The organism is Compostimonas suwonensis (assembly GCF_002797855.1).
GTDB classification, from domain to species: Bacteria; Actinomycetota; Actinomycetes; order Actinomycetales; family Microbacteriaceae; genus Compostimonas; species Compostimonas suwonensis.
Genome location: NZ_PGFB01000005.1, coordinates 328,394 through 354,285 on the forward strand (window position 1 = coordinate 328,394; position 25,892 = coordinate 354,285).

The following is a 25,892-nucleotide window of genomic DNA, read 5'->3' on the forward strand; positions in this document are numbered from 1 at the left end:
AGTCGTCTAAGCCACATAGTTCACCAGCAATCCGAGGGCGGCGCTGAGAAGCGCCACGACGAGTGTGATCTGCACGAGCGCCTTGGTCGTGTACGTCGTGCGCATGAGAGCGAGCATCTTGATGTCGATGACCGGCCCGAAGACGAGGAACGCGACGATCGAGCCCGGCAGAAAGGTGCTGCTGAACGACAGCACGAAGAACGCGTCGACATTGGAGCAGATCGCCACGATGAAGGCGAGGGCCATCATCGCGACGATCGAGAGCACCGGGTTGCTGCCGAGGGCGATGAGCACCTCCCGCGGCACGAAGACCTGGATGCCGGCCGCCACGAAGGAGCCGATGAAGAGCGCGGGCATGATGTTGCTCGTCTCGCGCACGAACAGCTCGACGCTCTCCGCGGTCTTGCCGTGCTTGTGGCCATCGGCCGGCAGCGCGCAGATCGCCTGGAACGTGGGGGTGAGGAGCTGCGACGGATCGGGGTGCCTGCTGAACAGCCAGCCGATCACGTTGGCGATGAGGAAGCCGCCGACCAGACGCGCGACGAGCACGTAGCCGTCCCAGCCGAAGGCCTGATGGGTCGTGATGATCGTGATGGGGTTGAGGATCGGCGCCGCGAGCAGGAAGGTGACGGATTCGGGCACCGTGAAGCCGCGCACCATAAAGCCGCGGGCGAGCGGTACGTTGCCGCACTCGCAGACCGGGAAGAACATGCCGAACAGCGAGATGCAGGCACGGCGCAGGATCGGTTGCCGGGGCAGGTATCTCGCGAGGATGCCGTCGGGCAGCCAGACCTGCACGACGATCGACAGCACGATTCCGAGGACCACGAAGGGCAGGGACTCGATGATCACGCTCATGCCGAGTGTGAGGAAGTCCTGCGCTCGGTTCGGGATGGCCAGATCGTCGAGGAGCGGGGCGATCAGCCTCAGCACGACGATGAGGGCGATGCCGACGAGTCCGATGACGAGCGGCCTGAGGCTCGTCTGCTGCACGAACCCGCGCCGCGCCGCTGCGGTCTGTGGGGGTATGTCAGCCTTCAACGGTGCGGAGGTGGGCATTCGAGAATAGTACCTGAGAATGATAATCGGATCGGACAAGCCACTCCTTCGGCCCGGAACTGTTTACGAAATGGCCATGTCGCAGCGGTGATCTAGGGTTGGTCGAGATGATCACACGACGAGACGCGGCACTGCATCTGGACATCCCCCTCGAGATGGCCCACCGGCACGGCATCCCCGCTCGGCTCAGCGAGGCCGAGCTCGCCGACCTCGACGAGAACCCGCCGGCCTGGCTGCAGCAGTCCCGCGCCAACCGCACGGGCAAGAAGCCCGTCTGGGTTCAGCTCACGTGCGACGTCTGCGGCTTCTCCGAGGCTGCGCGCCCCAAGAAGTGGTGGCCGGAGTTCACGTATCTCAGCTGCGACTACCACACCCCCGCGCAACTGCCCGAGCCCGCGAAAGATATGCGCCGCAGGGAGTACGACGGCATCGGCAGCCGATTCGTCGGCGTCGTCGACGAGCCGCGCGGCTCGGACTGATCGCTCGACGCCCGATACCCTTGTCCCTTTCGCCGCCCCTCATCGTCTGTCGGAGGCCGCTCCCGCCCGGGCAACGTAGCGATTGGCCGTGTCGGTGACCTCCACCGCGTATTCGGCGGAGTCGTTGTAGGCGGTGAGGGCAGACCGCCAGCCGTCGGCATCGCTCAGATCTCCACCCATCGCGCAGAGGTAGCGCGCAGCGCTCACGGCTGCATCGTCGATGTCGTGCGGATCCGCACGGCCGTCGCCGTCGCCGTCGATCCCCCAGCTCGCCCAGGTCGACGGGATGAACTGCATCGGCCCCACCGCGCGATCCCATCGCGGGTCGCCGTCGACCACCCCTCCGTCTGTGTCGGGTACCGTGCCGACCTCTCCCCCCGACAGTGCGATGCCGATGATCTCCGGCTCCGCCCGGCCATCGGCATGGATGCGCGCGCCGTCGATCGAGCCGTGATGGCTCTCCACCTCGCCGATCGCTGCGAGTGCGTTCCAACTCAGACCGCATGCCGGGGATTCGCGGGCGAGCAGCAGCACGGCCCCCGCATAAGCGCTCATCGCACGCGCGGGGATCCCGGTGCGCCTCGCGACGCTCGCGATCCAGGTCGGCGACGCGAGGGCCGCCTCCGTCTGCGGTGCGGCCGAACCGGACGCATCGGGTCGGGGCGTGTCGAGCGCTGTCGTCTCCTCCGCAGCTGTCGGGACGCGATCCGTCGCCGTGGTCGAGCCCGCTGCCATCGTGGCCATCACGATGCAGGCCGCGCCGCTGAGGGCCAGGACCGTGAGCACCACGGCCAGCACCCGGCTCGACCGGCTCGAAGGCGGGCGGCTGTTCCCGTCCTCGCCCAGATCGGCGAGCAGTTCGTAGAAGCCCGGATCAGACATCCGCTGCGACGACCTCCCGCACCCGACGGCGCAGCACCCGGCCGCGGGCCTTCGCGAGCAGGCCGTGCCTCGGCGCCACGAACCAGCAGACGAGGAACACGGCTGTGGCGACCAAGACGATCGTCCCGCCGACCGGGAAGTCCCAGCTCCACGAGATGTAGAGGCCCACGAGAGCCGAGGCCCCGCCGATCACCGGTGCGAGCAGCATCATCACGGAGAGACGGTCGGTGAGCAGGCGCGCGGTGGCCGCCGGCGTGATCAACAAGGCGAGCACCAGGATGTTGCCGATCGTCTGCACGGAGATCACGACGGCGATCGTGACCAGCACGTAGAGGGCGATGTCGAGCCAGAACACCGGGAGGCCGGCGGACCTGGCCATCTCGCGGTCCAGGCTCACGGCGACGAACTCCTTGTGCAGGAGGAACGCGATCAGCAGGATGATCGTGCCCGCGATCGCGACGGTGTAGAGGTCCTCGACGGGGATGCCGACGATCGAGCCGAAGAGGAACTGCTGCAGCGATCCGGCGTACCCCGGCGCGCGGCTGATGATCACGATGCCGAGGGCGAACGCCCCCGCGAAGAAGATCCCGATGACGCTGTCCTCCGTGAGCCTCCGATTCTGCGAGAAGACGGCCACCAGCAGGGCGGTGAGAACCCCGGCGACGGCTCCGCCCAGCACGAGGTTGCCCTGGATGACGAAGGCGACGGCGAGGCCGGGGAACACCGCGTGCGCGACGGCATCGCCGATGAAGGCCATCCCCCGCAGCACCACGTAGCAGCCGATGACACCGCAGACGATGCTCGACATCACCGCGATCACGAGTGCCTTGGGCAGGAACGACAGAGCCGGATTGAACAGGTCGGTGATGAAGTCGACGATCGACACGGCTCAGACCACCCCCACGGTCTTCAGAAGCGGACTCGACGCGGTCACGCCGAACGTCCTCATCCACGGCTCGGAGCCGGCGAGCTCCTCGGGGGTTCCCGAGGCGATGACGGTGCGGTTGAGAAGGCACAGCCGAGTGCAGCTGTGCACAGCCGACGCGAGGTCGTGGGTCGTCATGAGCAGCGCCCTGCCCTCTCGCGCGAGATCGACGAAGAGCTCGGTGAGCAGATCCTGAGTGGGGGCGTCGAGTCCCGTGAACGGCTCGTCGAGCAGCAGGATCGCCGGATCGAGCGCGAGGGCCCGCGCCACCAGTACACGCTGGCGCTGACCGCCGGAGAGCTCGCCGACAGGCCGCTTCCGCAGTTCGGTCAGCTGCACGCGGTCGAGGGCGGACGCGACCGCGCGGTAGTCAGCGACCCCGGCACGCCGGAGCCAGCCGATCACGCCCACGCGGCCCGTCAGCACGGCGTCCTCGACGGAGATCGGGAAGTCCCACGCGAACTCGTGCCTCTGGGGCACATAGCCGACGCCGGGTCGGCCCGCCGCGGCCGGCCGGCCATCGACGAGCACCGTACCCGAACGCGGCTTCACGAGAGCCAGGATCGAGCGGAGGAGGGTCGTCTTGCCGGCGCCGTTCGGGCCGATGAGACCCACGAGCTCACCGGAGTCGACCTCGAGCGTCACATCGGCGAGCGCCTCCCTGCCCCCGAGCTCCACGCTGAGGCCGCGCACCTCCAGCACGCTCATGATGCATCCCTCTCCGCTCGGCGGCGGGCTCTTGCGCCCCCGACCAGCACGATGAGGAGTGCGGCCACGAGGGCGACGATCAGAGCGACGACGACGATCGTGAGAACGAGTCCCGTCGGATCGGCCGCGTCCGGTGCGAGCGCCCCGAGCTCGGTCGCGGCCGGGGAGGGCCCGGCCGCGGCGGGGATCCCGCCCGCCAGCGCCTCACCGGCGTCCGCGGCATCCCCCACCGCGAAGCGCAGGGTCGCGTCGGAGGCGACGCTCTCGCCCGAGGCCAGCTCCGCCGCGACGCGGACGCCCACGAGATACACCCCGGGAGCGCTGAAGACCCAGTTGGCGTGCGTGTGGGTGTCCACGTCGACCCAGACGTCCTGCGGCATCGCCTTCGTGGAGTCCCAGAGCACCTGCGGCTCGCCGAGATTGCCGCTCTGCAGGTAGACGACGAGCTCGCCCGGCCCCTCCACCTGCGTCACGCCGAGGGTGACGCCGCGGTCGATCGCCGCCATGACCGCGGGGTCCTGGGTGTTCCAGCCGACCCAGACGACGTCCGGATCCTGGGTCTGCGGAACGACGTGCACCTGCGCTCCGGCCGGCAGCCCGAGGAAGGCGTAGGCCGGGTCGTCGGGCACGGTCAGCAGCGCGGCATCGCCCACCCGCAGCACGACGTCGTCGAGGGAGCGCCAGACCGGTGGCTCAGCCGAGTCGTCGTGGGCCTGCAGCCGCCACTGCCCGTCGACGAAGCGCGGGCCGAGGTCGACGTGGCCGTGCCCGAGCTCCACCTGGCCCGTTCCCGTGGCCTCGTCGGGGGCAAGGGTCTGCTCGAGGTCGTCCTCGCCGGCGGCGGCGAGAGGGCCGGCCATCATCAGAGCGGTCGAGACGGCTCCGGCGGCGAGAACGCGTGCGAGGGTCCTGCGGGTCATCCGTGATTCTCCTGAGGGGTGCCGAGACAGCGCGCGAGCGAGTCCGCGTTGAAGCGCATCATGTCGATATAGGTGGGGACGTCGCGATCGAAGGCGTCGCCGTAGATCGTGCAGACGGCGACGCCCTGCTCACGCGCGACCTCGGTGAGGGCGCTCGAGCGCTGGGCGAGGTTCGGTTCGAGGAAGACCGCGGGAACGCCGAGGTTCGCGATCGTCTCCGCGAGCCTCTTGCGGTCGGCGAGGCTCGGCTCCGTCGCGGGGTTCGGGGTGACGAAACCGGCCACCGGGATGTCGTAGGCCGCCGCCAGGTAGCCGAAGGCGTCGTGCGTGGTGACGAGGTGGCGACGCGACGCGGGGATCGAGGCGATCGTCTCCCGCACATAGTCGTCGAGCGCGCTGAGCTGCGTCAGGTAGGCCTCCGCGTTGGCACGATAGACGGCCGTTCCCGCGGGGTCCTGCTCGATGAGCACGTCGCGGATGTTCTCGACGTAGGCCTGCGCGTTGCGCACGTTCTGCCACAGATGCGGGTCGATCTCGCCGTGCACGTGCTTGCCGAGCACGGCCTGCGGGAGCTGGTAGACCGGTGTGCCGGGGCGCCCCAGGAAACGGTAGTCCTGCCCGGCCGGGATGTCGTGGAGCGCCTTCGTCGGCACGTCGATGACGACGTCGTCGAGGTCGTACTCCTCCTGATGCGCCTCGCCCGCGCCGTGCGGGTCGCTGAAGAGGTACATCCTGTGCTCGTCGAGGTCCGCCGTGATGTCGGAGTGGCCGCCGTCGAGGACGATCGCGCCCTCCTTTCCCGGGACGGAGTGCGGGTCGATCCCGACGGCGAAGGTCACCGTCGCCGAGCCGACCGGTGCGGGGGCGGACTCCGGGGAGACCTGAAGCGCCGCACGGAGTCGGAGGGTGTAGACGCCGGGCTCCGTGAAGGCCCAGCTCATGTGGGTGTGCGCGTCCGGCGGGAGGGTGGCCGTGTCGTCGCGGTATCCGTGTGCCGCGTCGAAGCCGTCCTCCGAGGTGAAGTAGCGCTCCGTGTCGCCGAAGGTGCCCGTGAGGTAGCCGTAGAGCTCCCCCGGGCCCTCGAGCCCGGTCGCGGACACGAGGATGTCGGAGGAGCGCGTCGCCCCGAGGTCGGCACCGGTCCCGCGCACCCGCAGGCCGAGCCAGATCGTGTCGAGCGACAGGTCCTCGACGAGCGGGATGACCTCGGCCGCATACTTCGTGGACGACTCGGCGAGCGAGACGTCAGGGACCCCCTCGCGCAGGTTCGCGTCGAGCGCCTTGATGACGTTGTGCTCCTCGAGCAGGAGGTAGTTCGTGAAGGCGACGTCCGCGTAGGCGATGTCGCGCACGTTGCGCAGGCTCGGCTCGTAGCTGTGCGGGTCGCCCCCCTCGGGCACGAGGGAGGCGACATCCGCCCGGTCGCCGCCGACGTTGCGCACGAGATCGGCGAGGATGCCGGTCGTCGTCACGACCCTGAGCCTGCCGTCGTCCGGTGCCGCGGTCGGCGCCGAGCAGCCGCACAGGCCCACGGCGAGCGCCACGGCCGAGGCCGTCGCACCGACCGCGGCGCGCGGGATGCGTACTCTGCCGCTCACGGGGCCGGGGTCGTTCCGCGGCGGCGCACGACGAGCGTCGCACCCACGACGGCCGCGCACACGAGCAGGACGCCGCCGGCGACCGCGAGGACGACCACCCAGCCCGGGACCTCCTCGGCGATCGGCTCGATCACGGCCTCCTGGGCGCCGGCCGCGACATCCGCGCGCCCACGAGAGCTCGGCGGCACCGGTGCAGCCGAGAGGGCGGGCGGGGGTGCGGGGGCCACGACGAGCGAGGCGGGCACGATCCCGCACCGACCGGACGATCCGAGGAGGGTCGGGTCGACGTCGCCGACGGCGATCGTGAGGGTCTCGCTGTCGCTCGTGACCGCCCCGCCCGGCAGGATCGCCGACTGGGTGAAGTGCAGACGGTAGACGCCCTGAGCGGTGAAGGCCCAGTTGCCGTGGGCGTGCACGCCGAGCGGGATGTCGTAGGCCCCGCCCTCGCGCAGGACGATCCGCGGGTCCCCGAACGCGCCGAGCTCGTAGATCGTCACGGTGCCCGGTCCCTCGACCGAGGTCAGCCGCCAGGTCACAGGCGAGGCCAGGCGCCCCCCGCCGACCTCCTCCGTGTTCCAGCCGAGCCAGATGAGCTCGGGGGCGCGGGTCTGCGGAACCTGCCAGACCGTCTCGCCCGCGGCGCCCAGGAAGGCGAACGACCCTCCGGGCGAGACGACCGCGGACGCGGGTTTGAGCCACAGGACGGTCGAGGACGGCTCGCGCCACACCGGATCGCCGCCCCGGGTGCCGTCCTTCACGAGCGACTGCAGCCCGTCGTCGACGATGCGGGTCCCGACGTCGATGTGTCCCTCCGACAGGATCACGGATCCGCTCGCCTCGCAGCGCTCCTGCGTTGTGAGCACGGCCGTGTTCGGGGTGCCACCGCCCTCGCCGGGAGCATCGAGGCCCGGATTCCCGGCCGGCGCCCTGCCCAGGAAGCACCGGCCGGGGTCGATCGAGGGCACGTCGACCTCGCCGACGGCGATCGTGAGAACGAAATCGTCGCTCAGCGTCGAGCCGTCCGCCGCGAGCGCCGCACGGGTCATCGCGAGGCAGTAGACGCCCTGCTCGGAGAAGGTCCAGGTTCCGTGGGCGTGCACGTTCTTGTCGATGACGTACGCATCGGGTACCCCGTCCCTCGTGTCGAAGATCACGCTCGGCCGGCCGAAGCCCTCCGTCTGGTAGATCGCGAACTGTCCGACGGCGCTCGTCCGCCCGTCGTCGTCCGGCATCCCCTCGACGCGGTTGAGACTCCAGCTCACCCCTCCGCGCGTGGCGGCGGGGTCGAGCGACTCCGTCGACCATCCGGGCCAGAGCACGCCCTCGACCTGGGTCTGGTCGACCGCCCAGATGGGCCGTCCGGGAGCGCCGAGGAAGGAGAACGCCGGGTTGTCCGGAACGGTCGTGCGGGTCTCGGGGAAGAGCTGCAGGACCGTCGTGCCCGGGTCGCGCCACACCGGGTCCGCGCTCGCCGTCGTGTCCTTCACCCGCGTGACGAAACGCCCGTCCTCGATCACGGAGGCGATGTCGACGTGCCCGTCGTTGAGCACCGTGGCGCCCGAGCGGGTGGTGCTGCCGTTGGCCACGTTCCACTCGGGGGCGTCGGGGTCGGGCGAGGGATCCGGGTCGGGCTGCCCGCCGTCACCCGGCGCCGGTGTCGCCTGCTGACCGCGCGAGCAGCTCGTGACGGCGGAGCGGTCGAGGTGGTCCGGGCTCGAGACGTCCGTGGAGCCGACGGCGAAGGTGAGGGTCTTCACGACGGTCGACACCGTCCCGTCCGCGAGCGTCGCCGTCCAGCTGAGCGGCACGCAGTACACGCCGGGCCGCTCGAAGTCCCACTGCAGACCGCTCAGGCTCGTGGCCGGGGCCAGGGTGAACGACCGCCGAGCCGGGTCGGCGGAGGAGAGCCCGCCCGGGGTCCTCACCTCGAAGGCGTTCGTGGCCTCCACCCGACCCGGACCGCGCACCTCTCCGAGTGCGACGGTGATGGCCGTCCCCGGCGCGAGGGCGGACGAGGGGAGCCGGTCGCTGTCGAAGCCGACACTGCTCACCCCGCCGGCCGTCAGCCGCCACGCCTCATAGCGCTGCTGGAAGACGGCCACGGACGCGATGACGTCCTCGGGGTCGCGGTAGACGGGAGCCTCTGCGACGGTCGCCGCGGTGCTCGTCACGGCGCGGAGGGCGCCGCCGTCCGCGAAGAGCTCGACGGTGGCGTCGTCGTCCGCCAGGAGGTGCGCCCCGGTGGCGGAGACGGTCGGCACGGGACGCGGGTCCGCGATCGACGGCTGCGCCTCCCCGCGACCGCAGGGGGTGACCGTGGCGGGGTCGACGGCGTCGCCCACGACGACGGTCAGCTGGGCGTCGCTGCGGGACCAGTGGCCGTCGGCGAGCTGGGCGGCGACGCCGAGGCTCAGGCAGTAGACGCCGGGTGCGGTGAACGCCCAGAGCGGATGACCGTGGCTGTTCGTATAACGCTCGAAGGAGGTGGGCGATCCCATACGGGTGTTGAACGACGAGGCGCTGCGCTGGGCGTTCGTCGCCGGCGACAGGAGCGCGACCGTCACACCGGGAGGGTTGGCGACGCCGTCGAGCGAGAAGCCGTCGAGGCTGAAGGTGAGCGGCGAGAGCAGCTGCTCGTTCCTCAGGGACTCTGTGCTGAACCCGGGCCACAGATAGTCGTCGGTCCGGCTCCCGGGCTTCTTCACGGGAGAGGTCGGGAAGTACCAGTACTTGGTGCCGACGGGGCCGATGGCCGTGCCGTCCGCCCCGGGCTGCGGCGGCTCGACCCGCCGCGACGGCGGGGTGCCCGAGAGCACCACGTCGTCGAACGGCGTGAGCGCGCTCGACATCCCCAGCGCGAGCTCGCCGGCGACCACGGCGGCACGCACATCGGTGTGACCCTCGTCGAGCACACTCCAGGGGGTTCCGGAGCCCGGATCCGGGTCGGGGTCGGGGTCGGGTTGTGCCGGGTCGATCTGCTCGCAGGCCTCGAGTCCCGCGGGAACCGTGTCGCCGACGACGACGGTGTAGCTCGCGTGGCGGAGGATCTCGCCGTTCGCCTTCCCCGTGACGCTTCCCTGGAGGGTCACGCAGTAGACCCCTTCGCGGTCGAAGGACCAGCCCAGGTACTGGACGCCGTTGCGCACGACTCCGAGAGGCGATTGGGCGGGGCCCGTGTCGAGGGTCGCGCTGTTCCAGATCGCGTCGGAGCCGAAGATCCCGCGGAAGCTCCCGCCCTGCGGCCCCGAAGACGCGGCGAGGACGATCGAGGGGTTCGCGGCGAGGTCGCCGAGGTATGCGCTGTTGATGCCGCCCCACGCGACGCGCGCCGTCGGCGCGGCCTGGAACGAGGGCTGCGAGCTCAGCAGCAGCCGTCCGCCGGCGAGGTACGGCGGGATGTCGGCGGGGGCGGTGTACGCGCTCCTCGTCGACCACGTGCCCGCCTCCTCGTCGCGCTCCGCCGAGCTCAGCTGCAGGACGACGTCCGTCGCGGGAAACCACTGCGGTGCGGCCTGATCGCTCACGTCGTAGAGGCCGAGCTCGTAGTCGGCGATCACACCCCCGTCGCCGCTCACCTTCGGCGTCACGGCGAGGGCCCCGCTCGAGACGACGCGGAGCTGCGGCGGGGGTCCCATCCGCACCGCCACGGGCTCCGAGACGCTCTCGGCGAAGTCGGTCGACCAGCTCGGCACAAAACGCGCGTGCAGGGCGTGTCGCCCGTCGGGGAGGCCGGATGCCGAGAAGTCCGCGGTGCCGCTCACGACCGGCGAGTGACCCAGGAGCGTCTCGCCGTCGAAGAACTCGACGGCCCCGACAGCGGCGGCGGGCTCGACCGTCGCCACGAGGGGCACCTCTGCGCCCGACTCGGCGGAGGACGCGGAGCTCAGCTCGAGAGCGGTCGGCGTGGCCACCGGACCCACCGCGATCGTGTAGTCGACCACCGGCGACGAGACCGGCGTCGACGCACCATCCGTGGTCACGACAGCGTCCGCGCGGAGCGAGAGGGTGAAGCGGCCGGGGGCGTTGAAGAGCCAGCTCGTCGCGAGCCGGGTCTCCTGTTCGAGGGCGAGCGCCGTCGGGCTGTCTCCCGAGGTGCCGAGCAGGACAGTGCTCTCTCCTCCCTCTCCGTTGCCCCGGAGGCCGAATCCGCCGCCGTCCGGGCCATGGACGGCCACGAGGGTGAGAACGAGGTCGCTGAGCTGAGCGCCCGCGGGCAAGCCGCCGGAGAGCCCGGTCGTGCTGAGGTGCGTCGTCGCTCCGGCAGCGACGTCGGGAACGGCCAGGAGCGTCGATCCCGGGTCCACCGGCTCGCCGGCGGAGGTCGCGGACCCCAGTGCGAGCGCGCCGTCGCGGTAGCCGACCGTCACGGCGTCGACCGCCTCGAGCGGCTGCACGGCTTGGGCGCGAGGTGCTGGAGCGGGGCCGGCGCCGAGATCCGCAGCCGAGGCCGCTGTCGGGACGGCGACGGAGAGTCCGCCGGCGAGGGCCAGGGCGAGAACCGCCGCCGCGAATCGGGAGGGGTGGCGGGAAGAGGACAAGGTCATGCACGGCTTTCTTACGGGGCTGGTCGCGGGACTGGTCGCGCTGGTTTCATCGATACTAATGGTTAATAGTAATCATTATCATTAATTGGTTCTCAGGGGCACACGGCACGGCTCGCCCGCCGGATATCGACGGGCGAGCCGCTACGCGACGACGGCCGGCGTCAGCCGACGAGGAAGGTGTACTCCTGCGCTCCCGCCGAGTACCCGCCGGGGGCGCTGACCGTGAAGGTCAGCACGTAGGTGCCGGGCTGCGAGAAGGTCCACGTCGCGTGCTCGTGGAAGCCCTCGCCGTCCTCCCCGGTGATGTCGAAGGCATGGCTCTGACCTTCGGCGGTGAAGAAGACCGTTCCGCCCTGGCGGATGTCGACCGTTCCGGTGCCGGTCGATCCGGCGCCCGCCGTGTAGTCGACATCCGTGAGGTTGTAGCTCAGATCCTCGTGGAGTGCGAACGGGCCGCCCTCAGAGGCGAGGATGTCTTCGCCGGCGGCGAATCCCGCATACGGAACACCCCACAGTGCGGCGACGGTCTCGTCGTCGGGGAGGATGTACCCCGACGGCCCGCTTCCCCCGCCGGCATGGAACGGAACGACCAGTGCGGCATCGGCAGGATCGATCAGACCGTCCGGCGCCTGGGCGGATCCCTCGTTGTTGAGGTCGAGCACGATCTCGTCGCTGTCGGCGTCGTAGCTCGTGTGCACGACGTCGATGTGCCCCGAGGTGATGTCGTACGTCGCGGCATAAGCCGCGGTCGCCCCGAGACCGAGACTCAACGCGGACACCGCGGCGACGATTCCGACCGCGAGCCCACGACGCGAGCTCCCCCGCTTCGCGTGAGCCTGTTCGGCAATTGCAACAGTCATGTTGCTCCCCATTTCCTTGTTTCCTCGTGTGGATTTCTCCATCGCGAATCGAGATCCCCTTATTGAGAATCATTATCGTTAACATAATAGGCTCATACCGTTCGCACAAGTCGCAAGCACGACATGGATCCCAAGCCGGTCGCGCCTACAATCGGGGGATGCCGGCACCCGTCATCCTCGTGCACGGCCTGCGCACCTCGGCGACGATGTGGCGTTCCCAGCTCGCGGCGCTCGACGCCCGCGGCATCCCGGCGACCGCCGTCGACCTGCCGGGGCACGGCTCCCGTCTCGGCGAGCGCTTCACCCTCGAGTCGGCCCTCGCCACGATCGGCGACGCCGTGTCGTCCGCACAGACCTTCTCGGGGCTCCGCCCCTATCTCGTGGGCTTCTCGCTCGGCGGCTACCTCGCGATCGAGTGGGCGGCGGCGAACCCCGGCCGCGTGAGCGGGCTGCTGATCGCGGGCAGCGGCACCCGGCCCCATCCCGTCGTGCTGGGCGGCTGGCGGGTGCTCGCGCGCGGCATCCACCTCTTCCCCGATCGCGGCCGCGCCCTCAACGACTTCACGGTGCGGCTCTTCGTGCCGGAGCCCGGCGCGAGCGATGTGCTCGACGGCGGCGTGGCCCTCGAGGTCATGGATGACGTGCTCCGCGCTCTGCCCACGCTCGCCCCCGTTGAGCGGCTGAGCGGGATCGAGGCGCCCGTGCTCTTCGTCAACGGGCGGTTCGACCACATCCGGTTGCAGGCCCGGCGTTTTCTCGCCGCGACCCCTCGGGGCCGGCTCGTGACCGTCGCCGGGGCCTCGCACATGGTCTCGGTCGTGCGTCCCGAGGAGTTCACCCGCCTGCTGCTCGACGGCTACGAGCAGGCGACGGGCGGCACGAGCCTGCAGTAGGCGCGCGACCGGAGCACGGTGCGGCCCAGCTACCGCGGGCTCAGCTCCACGCGTCGTGCTGCTGCGCGCGGGCGGCGAGCAGCAGCTGGGCGTGAACCTGTTCGAACGGCTCGAGGCTCTGCTCCGCCCGGCTGAGCACAACGGCTCCCTCCGAGGCCGCGACGAGCATCGCCGCGAAACCGGGCGCGGCCGCCGCGGGGATGCCGCCCGTCTCCAGAACCCGGGCGAGCCGCTCGCGCCAGGCCCGGAACGTGGCGCCCGCCTGCTCGATGAGCGCATCGGAGTCGGAGCTGACGGCGACCGCCAGCACGGAGCATCCTGCCGTGAAGTCCGAGCGCAGCAGCACGGCGCGCCACATCGCCATAAAGCCGTTGACGATCCCCTCGGCGCCTGAGCCCTCGAGGGAGTCGACGAGGCCCACGGCGCGGTCGCCGGCGAGTTCGATCGCGGCGGCGATCAGCTGGTTCTTGCCCTCGGGGAAGTGGTGGTACACGGAGCCCCGGGGAGCCTTCGACGCCGCGAGCACGGCGGAGAAGGATGTCGCCTGAAACCCGCGCTCGGCCAGGAGGACTATGGCGCTGTCGACCATCCGATCTCTGACGGTGCCTGCCACGATGCCTCCTCGTTCCCCGGGATCCTCGACATAATTATGCATGACGTCATACTATGTATGTCGTCATACTTAGTTGCCGTGCAATTGCCCGAGGAGAACCGCTTATGCCCATGATCGATGTCTACGCCACCGCCGGAACCGTCGCCGACCCCCACGCACTCGCCGCCCGGCTCGCGACGACCCTCATGCAGATCGAGCAGGTTCCCGACATCCCGATGTTCCGTCGGAACACCGCGGCTTTTGTGCACGAGCTGCCCGCCGGCTCACTGTCGAACGTCGACGGCGACTCCGGCTATGTGCGCGTGCAGGTGCTCACGAACGCGGGCGCGCTCGACCGCGACAAGCAGCTGGCGGTCGTGCGCCGCTTCACCGACATCGTCGCGGATGCCGCGGGCGACGCCTCGCTCGCCGACCGCACGTGGGTTCTGCTCACCGAGGCCGTCGAGGGCGGCTGGGGTCTCGGCGGGCACGCTCACACGAACGAGGAGCTCGTGCTCGCCGCCCGTCGCCAGATCGCCGAGCTCTCGGGGCAGTAGGCGCATATCCACAGGCGATTTCATTTGATCCCTGATCAACAAGCGAAGTCGGGACTTGAGGAATCATGTACGAAGCGATGTGACAGTCTCTGCCCAGTCGTGAAAGATATCCAGCTCACCAGGAAGAACCGAATCAATGAGTTGTTGAAACCGCTTATTCAATCGACCTCGTCTTTCGATCCCGGGCGTCCCGGTCATCTCCAATGCAGTCTTGATGTATCGTTCGAGTGCTTGTGGAGCACACACTAGATCGATGAGGTAAACCTCAAGTTTGAGCACGTTTTCTAGCGCCAGCTTCGCCTCAGCGAGCGAGGGAACGTATCCGGCATGGGTGACACGATTTCGCAGAGCTGCTGTCTTCACATGCCATGCGCCGATGGGGCCAGAACCCGTCAGATCCCATTGACCACCAAGACGAGGCGCATATTCTCGCCGAACCCGCGAGCCCAATTGTCCTCGATTGAAAACGGCTGCTGCAGCTTCGGGCGCAGCACCCTCCATCCAAAGCATGTGCAGAAGGACCGTGTCCAGATAAACCTCGGCTGCGGTTGCTGCGGCGAGAACCGCACTTCGATAATCTCCACGCAACCATAAGGCCACCTGAGCTTCTCGACGGAGATCTGCATATGACCAGAACACCCCGCCAGGCGTGAGATGACTCAGTATTCCACCGAGACGTTCCAACTGCTCGCGGGAAAGGGAGTCGGGCACCACGGAGGCCCGAAGGCCTGGGCCATGAGTAATGAACACTCCCGAAGTGACGTCAGCAGTGTCATGACTCTGGGTAAACAAAATCATCGTCGGAAGCGTCTCCCGGACGATAAGCGACACAGCATCTTGCGTCGCAAGGTAATACGCACGCTGAACGGCCCGGACCATATCCATTCCACGGTCGAACGCATCGGAAAGCTCCAACTCTGATGCAGATTCACCATCGAACTCCGCAGTGATCTCCACTGCAGAATAATCCCCGTCCGGCTCTCCCCCAACGCTTTGTCTGTCTACGGTGGCAAGCTCAGGGTGCAGAAACGCTGCAACTGTGAAGAGCTCGTTATTGACTTGCATCAGAGGGTGTGGTCTGGTCGCCAGCAGTGGGATCAGCGATAGCACACCTCTCCCTTCCCAGGCAGCGATCCCAATATGGTCACCCGGAATCAGAACTCCGGAGGGAAGGGGCAGGGGCTCAGGCAGAGGTACAACCCAGTGGTAGCTGTGTCTCATACCCATCTTCTCAGTGTGTCCTAGTTCCGACTGTGAATTACAGCAGTCGCCCAACGCGGCATCTAATGGAGCGCGCTCAGGGAACGGTGTGCCCGGCAGCCGTGAAGAGCCGGTACCATTCCTCGCGCGTGAGCGGGATCTCGGAGCCGGCCGCCGACTCGACCACACGGCTCGGCGTGGTCGTGCCGAGCACCACCTGGATGTTCGCCGGGTGCCGGGTGATCCATGCGACCGCGATCCCCGTCGGCGTCACACCGTAGGCCGCGGCGAGCTCGTCGAGCACGTCGTTGAGCTCCGCGAAGTTCTCGCGGTCGCCGAGGAAGACGCCGTCGAAGAAGGCCTTCTGGAACGGCGACCACGCCTGCAGGGTCATGTCGTTGAGGCGGCTGTAGTCGAGCAGGCCGTTGTCGCGGTCGATCGACTGGTCGAGGCCCGCCATGTTCGCCGCGATGCCGGCCGCGAACAGCGGCGAGTGCGTGATGCTCAGCTGCACCTGGTTCACGACGAGCGGCTGGTTGAGCGAGCGCTTGAGCAGCTCGATCTGCCCCGGCGTGTGGTTCGAGACCCCGAAGTTGCGCACCTTGCCGGCCGCGTGCAGCGTGTCGAAGGCCTCCTCGCCGTGCCCACGAGGGTGCGGATCTGTTCGTCGGCGAGCCCGCCGATCCGCATGAGCCCCAGCACCACGTTCGATGCGGGCAGTTGTGTGTTCCTGATCGTCAACGTCTTCATCGGAGCGCCTAGAAGTCCCAGTCCTCATCTTCTCGGGGCCAGGATGAGGCGGAATCCTGCGGGTTCCACGATCTCGTCGTCTGGCCGTGCCTTCTGCATGCCACTCGCGATGAGAACCGTTTCAGCCCGCCGATGCGGACGAGTTGCACGATCCGCATCGTACTCCTCGTCAGCCCAGCCCCATGTGCTCGGGACGGCCCGGGAGCCCTCGGCCGGTCCGACCGTTACGGAGCGTTTGACGGCCCTCGGCTCGCCGACGCTGTGTCGCTCGACCCGTTGCCGATTGCGGCCGTTGCGGCGTAACGCTCGGCGAGAAGGGCGAACGCATCCAGGAGTTCCGGTGGCCCGACTACGTCCATGGGCGCTTCGAAGCGCCCGAAGGACGCGGCGAGCGCTCCCCACGACCAGGATCCGGCCTCGAGGATGCATCGGTCCTGCCCGAGGGCGTGTACCGTGCCATCGCCGACGAACGGCAAGACATCGCCGACCGGCAGGTCCAGGATCACCGCGCCGCGGCATGGCCACTCGTTCACGTCGGAGCCCATAAAACGGGCCGACACGAACTCGCGCACGTCGCCGCCGGGCACGTCGCGGGGGGTGAAGCGCGGTCCGGTCGGGGTGCGAGGGGCGACACGCTCAACGCTGAACAGACGCCAGTCCTCGCGGTCGAGGTCCCATGCGACCAGATACCAGCGCCCCTGGGCGGCCACGATGTGGTGTGGCTCGACGCGACGCGGAGGCCGGAGTGAGGGTTCGTCGGACGCGCCGACGCGGTCGGCGTAGTCGAAGCGGAGCACCTCGCGAGCGCGGATCGTGTCCGCGAGCGAGACGAGAACCTCCATGGAAGCACCGGGCGGGGCCGACTCGCCGGGGCGCTGCGCGATGGCGATGACTTCCAGCGCGTCCAGGCGATGGCGCAGCCGGGATGGCATCACCTGACGGATGGTCGCGAGCGCCCTCACCGCCGCCTCCTCGATGCCCACTCCAGCGACCGATGCGGTCTGCAAGGCGACAGCGAGGGCGACGGTCTGATCGTCGTCGAACAGCAAAGGGGGCAGCTCGCTTCCGGCCTGTAGTCGGTAGCCGCCGTCGGGACCCATGGTGGCGTGGATGCTGTAGCCCATGTCACGCAGTCGGTCGATGTCGCGTCGCACGGTGCGGTCACTGATCCCCAGCCGTTCGGCGAGCAGCGACCCGGGCCAGTCGCGTCGCGTCTGCAGCAATGACAGCAGGTCGAGCAGCCGCGTGGTGGTGGACATCCCCCAAGAATAGTTCCGGTCTAGGACAAAACTTGACCTACTCACCTGTGACGCTTGAGCTCTGGGCCGGATGGCGGCCGACGTTCTACTCAAGGAGCAGCAAGACATGACGATTCAGACGACCACCCACCTCAACTTCCGAGGCGACGCGCGCGCGGCGCTGGGCTTCTACCAGTCGGTGTTCGGCGGGCACCTCGTGGTCAACACCTACGCCGAGTTCGGGATGCCGGCGGACCTGCCCGGCTCCGACAAGATCGTGTTCGGCCTCGTCGCGGCGGAGAACGGCTTCCGCCTGATGGGATACGACATCCCCGGCGAGACCGGCGGATCGATCGCGGGCGGCGGCTCGACCCGTCGAGAGAACAACACCACGGTCACCGATCAGGCGCTCTTCGTCTCGATCGGTTCCGACACCCTCGACGAGATCCAGGGCTATTGGAACGCGCTCGCGGTCGATGCCGTGATCGTCGAACCGCTGGCCGCGTCGGCGTGGAGCGCCGGCTTCGGCATGCTCACCGACCGCTTCGGGGTCACCTGGAGCTTCAGCGTCACTCCCGCCTGACGCCCCTCAGCGGCGGCGCGGCCCACACCCGCGCCGCCGCTCCTGCCCACCCAGTGGCAGTAGATCCGAGAACACGAAGGAACACCGACATGCGGATGCGCCCCCTTGGCCGCACTGGCCTGAAAGTAAGCCCCTACTGCCTGGGGACGATGATGTTCGGCCCCGCAGGCACGCCCGACCCGGATGACTGCCGACGCATCGTCCATCGAGCGCTCGACGCGGGCATCAACTTCGTGGACACCGCCGACGTCTATGGCGGAGGTCGTCACCGCGCACCCGACGATCACCTCAGCTATCGTCGGCCCTCGAACGCTCGAGCAACTCGACGACCTCCTCGCCGGAGCACACGTCATCCTGGGCGATGACATGCTCGACCTCATCGACGAGATCGTTCCGCCCGGCACCGACGTCGGGGTCAGCGATATCGGCTACACACCCCCGTCCCTCACCCACGCCGCGGTTCGACGTCGAGCCGCCGATGACCGCTCCGCCGCCTGACGAATGCCGAACGACGACTCCGTTCCCCATCGGCTGACCGTTGCCGACACGCCGCGTGGCGCGCATGGCTGGACGAGAACGAGGAGACGAGCGACGGCGTGTGGGTGACCCTCGCCAAGAAGGGCACCCGCACTCCGACATCGCTGACCTACGCGGAGGCACTCGACGAGGCGCTGTGCAGCGGGTGGATCGACGGTCGTAAAAACGCCATCGACGAGACCACCTACCGTCAGCACTTCACCCCGCGACGCGCCCGCTCCCTGTGGTCACAGCGCAACGTCGACCACGTGACGAGACTCATCGAAGCAGGTCGGATGCGCGATCGCGGCAATCGGGAAATCGAGCGTGCCCGATCGGATGGACGGTGGGATCGAGCCTATCCGGGCGCTGCCACGATCGAGGTGCCCGATGACCTGCTCGCCGCCCTGCGGGCCACCCCGACCGCGGAGTCCTCCTTCGCCGCACTGAGCAGCTCAGCCTGCTACCCGATACTGCTCGACGTGGCCACCGCGGGAACCGAGACCGTCCGGGCGGCGCGCATCGCCCGCCACGTCGCACGACTCGCAACCGCCAAACCCCCGAACTCCGACCAGGGGCGCAGGGTCTAGCGAACGTGCTCCTGCACTCCGTCAGAACCATGGCGTGGTGGCGGGGTCACGCGCCACAAGTGCTGACTCGGGTGCTCAGCACCGTGGAGGCCCGCGTAGCTCGATGTTGCCGGCCGGTGGTGCGTGGTTGTCGCAGGGCACCGGGCAGCCGCACACCGCGCCCGGGCCGGCTTCGCGGTCAGCATCCACTGGCCGAGAAGGCTTGCCTGCAGCACCGATCCCGCTGACGTCAGACGGTGCCGAACAGGCCGTCGGCGAAGGACTCCCACTGGGCGACGAGGTCGATGGAGGGGTCGCGGAGCCAGTTGAGCTGCACGCCGTCGAGGAAGGCGAGCACCTGGATTGCGCAGAGGTCAGGCCGGGGATGCCAGGCGAAGACATACTTCTCGAAGCCCGCGCGGCTCCTTGCGAGCCGGTCGGTGAAGTAGTCGTGCGCGGGATGCTCGGGGGCGAGCGCTTCGGCGCTGAGCACGGTGTAGAGCTGCACGATGCGTGGCTGGGTTGCGTTGCGCTGGACGAGGCGGGTGAGGAATTCGCGTGTCGTGGTCACGTCGGTCGTGGGCTCCAGCAGCGTCGCGGTCGCAAGGATGTCGACCTCGTCTCGGTGTTCGAGCACGGCCGTGAGGAGCGCCTCGGCGTTGGGGAAGTAGTGCATCAGGCCCGGCTTGGTCATCCCGCAGGCCGCGGCGAACCCGGCCAATGACTGACCGGAGTACCCCGAGGTGGCGATCAGCTGGGTGGCCGCGTCGATGATCTCCGCCCGCCGTTGCTCAGGCCGAAGACGCCGTCGTGGAGCACGGCCCGATCCGGTGTTCCGCTCGCGGGTTGCATTGCTCATGTGTTTATCTTACTGTTCGTAGATAACTATTTAACGATTCGTAGATAATCGTTCCCCTTCGACGATGAGAGAGCCCGCAATGTCAACGACGACCCCTTCCCTGTTCAGCTTGGCCCTCGAGCAGGTGCGCAACGACCCCGACCGGCTGGACGACGCCGTCTCGGGCCTGCTCGCCGAGCTGACCGCCGAGGAGAAGCTCGCCCTGCTCGACGGCGATGTCCCGTTCTGGGACGGGTTGGCGGACATGCTCCAGAACGGCTACAACTACGTGCCGATCGAGATGGGTCGGACCGATCGGGTCGGTCTCCCGGGTCTGAAGTTCTCCGACGGGCCCCGCGGAGTGGTGATGGGCGGCGCGACCGCGTTCCCGGTGTCGATGGCGCGCGGCGCGACCTGGGACGTCGAGCTCGAGGAGCAGGTCGGTGTGGCGATCGGGCGTGAGGCGCGGGCGCAGGGAGCGAACTTCTTCGGCGGCGTGTGCATCAACCTGCCCCGGCACCCCGCCTGGGGGCGGGTGCAGGAGACCTACGGCGAGGACCCGGTCCTCCTCGGCGAGTTCGGTGCAGCTCTGACCCGCGGGACGCAGCGCAACGTGATGGCGGTCGTGAAGCACTTCGCGCTGAACTCGATGGAGAACGCCCGCTTCAGTGTGGACGTGACTGTCGATGACGCGGCGCTGCACGAGGTGTTCCTGCCGCACTTCCGCCGCGTGATCGAGGAGGGCGCGGCCGGGGTCATGACCTCCTACAACTCCGTCAACGGCGAGTGGGCCGGGGAGAACGAGACCCTCATGGAGGGCGTCCTCCGCGGCCGGTGGGGATTCGCCGGGGTCACGGTGAGCGACTTCATCTGGGGCCTCCGCGACGCCGGGAAGTCCCTGCGTGCCGGTCTGGACGTCGAGGAGCCGTTCGCGCAGCAGCGCGCCCAGCACCTGCCTGACGACCTCGAGACCGGGCGTGTGTCCTGGGAGCACGTGGATCGTGCCGCGCGGCGGATCATCCGCACCCAGCTGTCCCACTACGCCTCACTCGTCGAGGAACAGCCTGGCCTGCAGGTGGTGTTCTCTCCCGAGCACCGGGCACTCGCCCGCACCGTCGCGGCGACCAGCATGGTGCTGTTGAAGAACGAACCGGTCGACGGGCGTCCGCTCCTTCCGCTGGATGCCGCGTCCCTCTCCCGTGTGGCGGTCATCGGGCGTCTCGCCGACACCCCGAACACGGGTGACCACGGCTCTTCCGACGTCCACTCCCCCGAGGTCGTCACCCCACTGCAGGGCATCACCAGGGCTCTCCCGGGCGTGGAGATCGTCACCGTTGGCGACGACGATGCGACCGCATCGGCCACGGCCGCGACGGGGGCCGACGCGGCGATCGTCGTCGTCGGCTACACCGCGGAAGACGAGGGGGAGTTCATCGGATCCAGCGTGTTCTCCGATCCGGCCCTGTGGACCATGCTGCCCCCGACCGACGACAGCCCTGTCGGTCAGGCCCTGGTGGCGAACTTCGAGCAGCTGGCGGGCTCGGAGGTGAGCATCGTCGGCAGCACCGGCGCCGGCGGCGACCGGGAGAGCCTGCGCCTGCGCCCCGTGGACGTCGAGATCATCCGCGCCGTCGCCGCCGCGAACCCGCGCACGGTCGTTGCGATCGTGACTGCGGGCGCCGTGATCACGGAGGAATGGCGCGACAGCGTCCCCGCGATGCTGCTCAGCTGGTACTCCGGCAGCGAAGGCGGGTCCGCGCTGGCCGACGTCCTCCTCGGCACGGTCGACGCCTCCGGCCGGCTGCCGTTCTCCATCCCGACCAGCGAGGAGCATCTGCCGTTCTTCGACCGCGACGCGACCGCGATCACCTATGACAAGTGGTTCGGCCAGCGGCTTCTCGATCGCGACGGCAACGCCGCTGCGTTCCCGCTCGGCTACGGGCTCTCCTACACCTCGTTCGAGCTCTCCGAGGCGAGCGTGGTCGGGGCGGGCGATGAGAGCCTGCGCGTGCAGGTGACCGTGAGCAACACCGGTGCTCGCGGCGGGCGGCACGTGGTCGAGGTCTACGGGCGCGCGCTGGATGCCGGCGCCGACTTCCCGACCCGTGTGCTGCTCGGGTTCGCACCGATCAGCCTCACCGCAGGACAGTCGGAGACCGTGACCGTCGCTGCGTCCACGCGGCCGCTGCAGCGGTGGACCGACGACGGCTTCGTCCCCGCCAGCGACACCCTCGAGCTCGAGGTCGCCGCCTACGCGGGCGACCCCTCGGCACTGACCCTGTCCACCCCCTACCCGGACGACCGGGCGTAGAGCCCCGAGAGCGAGGACGACGATGTCCGCCACACCCCTGGACCCCACCGCCCCCTTGGCGCCGGTGCCCGCGCCCGACGGCGACCTCCACCCGATCCGCTCCCGCACCGGGATGGGACGCCTCGGCGTCGCGCTCGGCCTCGCCGGATTCGGGTGGGTGCTCCCGTTCGGAGCATCCACCACCGTGCTCCTGCCGGCGAAGATCGCCGCGATCGACGAGCCGAACAAGATCGCCCTCGTCGCGACGATCACGATCGCGGGGTCGGTGATCGCCCTGCTGGCGAATGTGCTGTTCGGCGCCCTCTCCGACCACACCCGAAGCCGCTTCGGACGCCGCAACCCCTGGCTCATCGGCGGAGGGGTCGCCGCGGGCGTGTTCATGGCGCTGCTGGCGACCGCGGAGAGCATCCCGATGCTGATCCTCTGGTGGTGCCTCTACCAGATGGCGCAGAACGTGATCATCGCCGCGCTCGTCGCCATCGTCCCCGACCGGGTCCCGACTCCGCGCCGCGGCACCATCTCCGCCGTCTACGGACTCGGGTGCGTGGTCGGCGCCACCAGCGGCTCCATCCTCGGCGCCAGCTTCATCGCCGCACCCTCCAGCGGGTTCCTCGCCCTGGCAGTGTTCGTGATCGTGCTTCCTCTAGCGGCCGCACTGATCGCTCCCGACTTCTCGAACAACGACGAGCCCCGCAGGAAGCTCACCCGTCGGGAACTGTTCGACACCTTCTCCTTCCCCCGGAAAGCCCCCGACTACTACTGGGCGCTCGTCGGACGCCTGCTGATCGTGCTCGGCTACTACATGGTGTCCGGCTACCAGCTCTACATCCTCACCGACCACATGGGCCTGGACGACGCCGCGGCCGCGCAGTTCATCACACTCGCAGCCCTCGTCAACCTCGCCGCCCTGACCGTCGCAGCTCTTGTGTCCGGGCCGGTGTCCGACCGACTCGGCCGGCGGAAGGCGCCGGTCATCGTGGCGTCCGTGCTGATCGGCGTGGGCGCGGTGTTCCCCCTGATCGTGGCCGAGCCGTGGACCCTGCTCGTGTTCGCCGTCCTCGGCGGACTCGGCATGGGCGTGTACACGTCCGTCGACGCCGCCCTGATGAGCGAGGTCCTCCCCAACGAGGCGAGCCGCGGCAAAGACCTCGGCATCCTCAACATGGCCAACACCGGCGGGCAGATCCTCGCCCCTTTCGCCGCGTCCGTCCTGATCGGCGTCGGATTCGGGTTCACCCCGATCTTCATCGTCGCCGCCGCCGTCTGCGCGGTCGGCGCGTTCGCCATCGCGCCGATCAAATCAGTACGCTGAGACCCCGCGTCCTCGGTGACGGCGAACACAGACCGCCCATCACGGGTCGGAACAGAGAGATGGACTTGACAGTCCAATCATTCCAACTCGACCCCGGAGGCACCCCTACGTCGACGACGATCCGGGTCGGTGCACCTCGTCGCGGCGAGCGAAACCGCGCAGGTAGTCGAGGGTCGCGCGGAGAGATGCCTCGAGGTAATTCAGGGTGCCGGTCGCCTTGTCGACCACGGCGCCGCCCTGCAGGGTCGTCACGAACAGTGCCGCCATCGCGTCGGCGTCCGCGTCCTCACGGAGCAGAGCGGACTCCTTCATAGCCACGAGCCCGCTCGCCAAGCGGGCGTGCCAGGCGGCGAAGTTGGTGCCGAGCAGGGTGCGCTCGACCGGATCCGGACCGAGGATGCGCCCGGCGAGGGCAGCCACCTCGCAGGCGTCGTCGCGAGCTTGAAGCCGGTGCAGGCGGATGATCTCGTCGATCCACCGCTGCCACGCCTCGAAGGTGTCGAGCCGCTCGGTCGACTCGATCGCGAGGCGTTGGATCTGCTGCTCGGTCGCGACCCGGATCAGCTCCTGCTTTCCTCCGGGGAAGTAGTGGAACAGCTGTCCTTTGCTCGTGCGGGTGGTCGCAAGGATCTCGTCGAGGTTGACCGCCTCCCGGCCTCCGCGCACGAGGACGTCCACGGCGGCATCCACGATGCGCGTCCTGGTCGCGGCGCCCTTCGCAGTCGTCATAGGACGACCCTACCATTTCTGGACTTGACAGTCCATATCTTCGGGGCCATAGTGGACGCAAGAGTCCAGACTTATCGAGCATGTTCAGGAGAACGACACCCCATGACAGTGAAGACGCAGACCGCCCTGGTGACCGGCGCAACGAACGGAATCGGGAAGGCGATCGCTCTCCGGCTCGCAGCCGACGGGGCGTTCGTCCTGGTACACGGCCGCGACCGTGCCCGTGCCGACGCCGTTGTGGAGCGGATCCGTGCGGCGGGCGGAACGGCGCAGGCGGTCATCGCGGACCTCGCCGCAGGACCGGATGCCGTCAGGACCCTGGCTGCGGATGCTCTGGCCGTGAACGGCGGGGTCGACATCCTCGTGAACAACGCCGCAGCGCTGATCCCCGGCCAGTCGATGCTCGCGGTGACCGATGCTCAGCTCGCCACGGCGCTGGCGGTGAACGTGGCCGCGCCGATCGTCCTCACCGCCGGGCTGGTCCCGGGGATGAAGGAGCGCGGAACCGGCGTCATCGTGAACATGGGCTCCAACGCGGGAACGGTCGGCATGGCCCTTGCCGGCCTCTACGGCGCCAGCAAGTCTGCGCTGCATTCCCTGACCCGGTCCTGGGCCGACGAGCTCGCCCCTGCAGGCATCCGCGTCAACGCGATCGCCCCGGGCCCCACCGTGACCGAGGACAACGCGTCGTATCGGGAGCACCTGGAGGCCCTCACACAGCAGCACCCCGACCGACGCCCCGGCACCGCCGACGAGGTCGCCGGCCTGGTCGCGTTCCTCGCCGGCCCCGCCGCCGCGCACATCCACGGGGCGATCATCCCCATCGACGGCGGATCCACGGCCATCTGATGACCGAACACGTCACCCCCTGGAACCCGACCACACTGCCCGACGCGCGCGGCAAGACATTCGTCGTCACCGGCGGCAACGCCGGCATCGGCTACTTCATCAGCGAACAACTCGCCGGCGCGGGCGCGACCATCGTGCTCGCGTCCCGCAGCGAGGCCAAAGCACGCCTCGCGATGCAAGCCATCACGCAGACCGTGCCCGACGCACGCCTGGAATACATTCCGCTGGACCTCTCCTCACTCGAGTCCGCCCGCAGCGCGGGCGACCAGATCGGTGCACTCCACCGCGTCGACGGGCTGATCCTCAACGCCGCCGCACTGACACAGAAGCAGCGCAAAGAGACGACCGACGCACACGAGTTCGTGTTCGGCACCAACCACTACGGCAACGCCCAACTGATCGCCGCCGCACTCCCCCACCTCGCCGACACGCCCGGCGCGCGGCTGGTCACGATGGGGAGCGTCGCGCAGCGGATGGGACGCATCCACCTCGACGACCTCGAACAGCACCACGAGACGTACCGGGGATTCCGCACCTACGGAACCTCCAAACTCGCCCAGATGCTCTTCGCCCGCGAACTCGACCGCCGACTCCGCGCCGCGAACAGCACAACAATCAGCCTCATAGCCCACCCCGGCGGCGCGATCGACGGCCTCACCCCCGACCGCGCACCCGCCTTCGAGCACACCGCCCGCCAACGACGAGGCGCCATCGTGATGCGCCCCTTCGTGCAAGGAAAAGACCACGCAGCCTGGCCCGCCGTCAGAGCCGCCCTCGACCCCGCCGCCCAAGGAGGACAGCTGTGGGGGCCCGGCTCCGCGACGGGCAGCCGGCCGCCGCGCCTCGACCCGATGCGCGGCGCCTTCACCGACACGCGTCTCGCGCAGGATCTCTGGGAGCGCACGACGAAGGAGCTGGGCCTCCAGCTGGCCGTCTGAGCTCGCCTGCGCTCTGCGACATGCCCTGAGGGCGGGCGGGCT

At 69.0% G+C, this 25,892-nt stretch carries 23 protein-coding genes and 2 pseudogenes; 11 read left to right on the plus strand and 14 right to left on the minus strand.

The window, feature by feature from the left end; all coding sequences use genetic code 11:
* Positions 1-6: 6 nt before the first annotated feature.
* Positions 7-1,059, minus strand: a complete 1,053-nt coding sequence (locus CLV54_RS14940) for a permease (RefSeq protein WP_100345780.1) — start codon at positions 1,057-1,059, stop codon at positions 7-9.
* A gap of 107 nt (positions 1,060-1,166) precedes the next feature.
* On the opposite strand from CLV54_RS14940, the gene CLV54_RS14945 reads away from it, so the two are divergent.
* Complete coding sequence (locus CLV54_RS14945) at positions 1,167-1,538, plus strand: hypothetical protein (protein ID WP_100345917.1); 372 nt, start codon at positions 1,167-1,169, stop codon at positions 1,536-1,538.
* A 39-nt stretch (positions 1,539-1,577) separates the two neighbouring features.
* On the opposite strand, the gene CLV54_RS14950 is transcribed toward CLV54_RS14945, so the two are convergent.
* The 7 genes from CLV54_RS14950 to CLV54_RS14980 all read right to left on the minus strand — a co-directional run bounded on the left by CLV54_RS14950 (position 1,578) and on the right by CLV54_RS14980 (position 11,975).
* Positions 1,578-2,420: a lytic murein transglycosylase gene (locus CLV54_RS14950; protein WP_245861758.1), complete on the minus strand. Its 843-nt coding sequence runs from the start codon at positions 2,418-2,420 to the stop codon at positions 1,578-1,580.
* Positions 2,413-3,306, minus strand: coding sequence for an anchored repeat-type ABC transporter permease subunit (locus CLV54_RS14955; protein WP_100345781.1), 894 nt, complete (start codon positions 3,304-3,306; stop codon positions 2,413-2,415). The genes CLV54_RS14950 and CLV54_RS14955 overlap by 8 nt, the downstream gene beginning before the upstream one ends.
* 3 nt (positions 3,307-3,309) lie before the next feature.
* Positions 3,310-4,053: an anchored repeat-type ABC transporter ATP-binding subunit gene (locus CLV54_RS14960; RefSeq protein ID WP_100345782.1), complete on the minus strand. Its 744-nt coding sequence runs from the start codon at positions 4,051-4,053 to the stop codon at positions 3,310-3,312.
* Positions 4,050-4,973: a choice-of-anchor M domain-containing protein gene (locus CLV54_RS14965; RefSeq protein WP_211294569.1), complete on the minus strand. Its 924-nt coding sequence runs from the start codon at positions 4,971-4,973 to the stop codon at positions 4,050-4,052. The genes CLV54_RS14960 and CLV54_RS14965 overlap by 4 nt, the downstream gene beginning before the upstream one ends.
* Positions 4,970-6,571 (minus strand): anchored repeat ABC transporter, substrate-binding protein, encoded by a 1,602-nt coding sequence (locus tag CLV54_RS14970; RefSeq protein WP_245861759.1) that lies wholly within the window; start codon positions 6,569-6,571, stop codon positions 4,970-4,972. Before CLV54_RS14970 ends, CLV54_RS14965 begins: the two co-directional genes overlap by 4 nt.
* On the minus strand, positions 6,568-11,115 hold the full coding sequence (locus tag CLV54_RS14975; protein WP_100345783.1) for a choice-of-anchor M domain-containing protein: 4,548 nt from the start codon (positions 11,113-11,115) through the stop codon (positions 6,568-6,570). The genes CLV54_RS14970 and CLV54_RS14975 overlap by 4 nt, the downstream gene beginning before the upstream one ends.
* Before the next feature lie 161 nt (positions 11,116-11,276).
* Positions 11,277-11,975 carry a TIGR03769 domain-containing protein gene (locus tag CLV54_RS14980; RefSeq protein WP_157803007.1) on the minus strand — a complete coding sequence of 233 codons (699 nt, stop codon included), beginning with the start codon at positions 11,973-11,975 and terminating at the stop codon, positions 11,277-11,279.
* 158 nt (positions 11,976-12,133) lie between these two features.
* Here CLV54_RS14980 and CLV54_RS14985 point away from each other — a divergent pair, with 158 nt between their 5' ends.
* A complete protein-coding gene (locus CLV54_RS14985) occupies positions 12,134-12,868 on the plus strand; it encodes an alpha/beta fold hydrolase (protein WP_100345785.1) in 735 nt (244 codons plus the stop codon).
* 40 nt (positions 12,869-12,908) lie between these two features.
* Here the strand turns inward: CLV54_RS14985 and CLV54_RS14990 are convergent, their stop codons facing one another.
* Positions 12,909-13,481: a TetR/AcrR family transcriptional regulator gene (locus tag CLV54_RS14990; RefSeq protein ID WP_100345786.1), complete on the minus strand. Its 573-nt coding sequence runs from the start codon at positions 13,479-13,481 to the stop codon at positions 12,909-12,911.
* Between the two features lie 104 nt (positions 13,482-13,585).
* Here CLV54_RS14990 and CLV54_RS14995 point away from each other — a divergent pair, with 104 nt between their 5' ends.
* On the plus strand, positions 13,586-14,017 hold the full coding sequence (locus CLV54_RS14995) for a tautomerase family protein (RefSeq protein ID WP_157803008.1): 432 nt from the start codon (positions 13,586-13,588) through the stop codon (positions 14,015-14,017).
* 63 nt (positions 14,018-14,080) lie between these two features.
* Here CLV54_RS14995 and CLV54_RS17600 read toward each other — a convergent pair whose 3' ends face one another.
* From CLV54_RS17600 to CLV54_RS15010, 3 genes and pseudogenes are all read right to left on the minus strand, one after another.
* Complete coding sequence (locus tag CLV54_RS17600; RefSeq protein ID WP_157803009.1) at positions 14,081-14,974, minus strand: hypothetical protein; 894 nt, start codon at positions 14,972-14,974, stop codon at positions 14,081-14,083.
* A gap of 340 nt (positions 14,975-15,314) precedes the next feature.
* Positions 15,315-15,848: pseudogene (locus tag CLV54_RS15005) on the minus strand (aldo/keto reductase); the annotation flags it as partial.
* A gap of 343 nt (positions 15,849-16,191) precedes the next feature.
* The gene (locus tag CLV54_RS15010) at positions 16,192-17,226 is read right to left on the minus strand and encodes a helix-turn-helix transcriptional regulator (RefSeq protein ID WP_100345789.1); all 1,035 of its coding nucleotides are present in this window, start codon (positions 17,224-17,226) and stop codon (positions 16,192-16,194) included.
* 106 nt (positions 17,227-17,332) lie between these two features.
* Here CLV54_RS15010 and CLV54_RS15015 point away from each other — a divergent pair, with 106 nt between their 5' ends.
* From CLV54_RS15015 to CLV54_RS15025, 4 genes and pseudogenes are all read left to right on the plus strand, one after another.
* On the plus strand, positions 17,333-17,788 hold the full coding sequence (locus CLV54_RS15015) for a VOC family protein (RefSeq protein WP_100345921.1): 456 nt from the start codon (positions 17,333-17,335) through the stop codon (positions 17,786-17,788).
* An 89-nt stretch (positions 17,789-17,877) separates the two neighbouring features.
* A pseudogene (locus tag CLV54_RS18225) lies at positions 17,878-18,051 on the plus strand (aldo/keto reductase); the annotation flags it as partial.
* Positions 18,041-18,286 (plus strand): hypothetical protein, encoded by a 246-nt coding sequence (locus CLV54_RS17735; RefSeq protein ID WP_170062004.1) that lies wholly within the window; start codon positions 18,041-18,043, stop codon positions 18,284-18,286. The pseudogene CLV54_RS18225 and the gene CLV54_RS17735, both read left to right, overlap by 11 nt.
* Positions 18,287-18,384: 98 nt before the next feature.
* The gene (locus CLV54_RS15025) at positions 18,385-18,894 is read left to right on the plus strand and encodes a YdeI/OmpD-associated family protein (RefSeq protein WP_245861760.1); all 510 of its coding nucleotides are present in this window, start codon (positions 18,385-18,387) and stop codon (positions 18,892-18,894) included.
* A gap of 229 nt (positions 18,895-19,123) precedes the next feature.
* Here the strand turns inward: CLV54_RS15025 and CLV54_RS15030 are convergent, their stop codons facing one another.
* Entirely contained in the window at positions 19,124-19,732 is a 609-nt protein-coding gene (locus tag CLV54_RS15030; RefSeq protein ID WP_100345791.1) for a TetR/AcrR family transcriptional regulator, read from the minus strand.
* Positions 19,733-19,811: 79 nt separating this feature from the next.
* Between CLV54_RS15030 and CLV54_RS15035 the strand changes: the two genes are divergently transcribed.
* Positions 19,812-22,022, plus strand: coding sequence for a glycoside hydrolase family 3 protein (locus CLV54_RS15035; RefSeq protein ID WP_100345792.1), 2,211 nt, complete (start codon positions 19,812-19,814; stop codon positions 22,020-22,022).
* Positions 22,023-22,044: 22 nt separating this feature from the next.
* Positions 22,045-23,334, plus strand: coding sequence for an MFS transporter (locus tag CLV54_RS15040; RefSeq protein WP_100345793.1), 1,290 nt, complete (start codon positions 22,045-22,047; stop codon positions 23,332-23,334).
* Positions 23,335-23,439: 105 nt separating this feature from the next.
* Here CLV54_RS15040 and CLV54_RS15045 read toward each other — a convergent pair whose 3' ends face one another.
* A complete protein-coding gene (locus CLV54_RS15045) occupies positions 23,440-24,063 on the minus strand; it encodes a TetR/AcrR family transcriptional regulator (RefSeq protein ID WP_100345794.1) in 624 nt (207 codons plus the stop codon).
* Positions 24,064-24,165: 102 nt separating this feature from the next.
* Between CLV54_RS15045 and CLV54_RS15050 the strand changes: the two genes are divergently transcribed.
* Positions 24,166-24,912 (plus strand): SDR family NAD(P)-dependent oxidoreductase, encoded by a 747-nt coding sequence (locus CLV54_RS15050; RefSeq protein ID WP_100345795.1) that lies wholly within the window; start codon positions 24,166-24,168, stop codon positions 24,910-24,912.
* Entirely contained in the window at positions 24,912-25,850 is a 939-nt protein-coding gene (locus CLV54_RS15055; protein WP_100345796.1) for an SDR family NAD(P)-dependent oxidoreductase, read from the plus strand. The genes CLV54_RS15050 and CLV54_RS15055 overlap by 1 nt, the downstream gene beginning before the upstream one ends.
* Positions 25,851-25,892 lie beyond the last annotated feature (42 nt).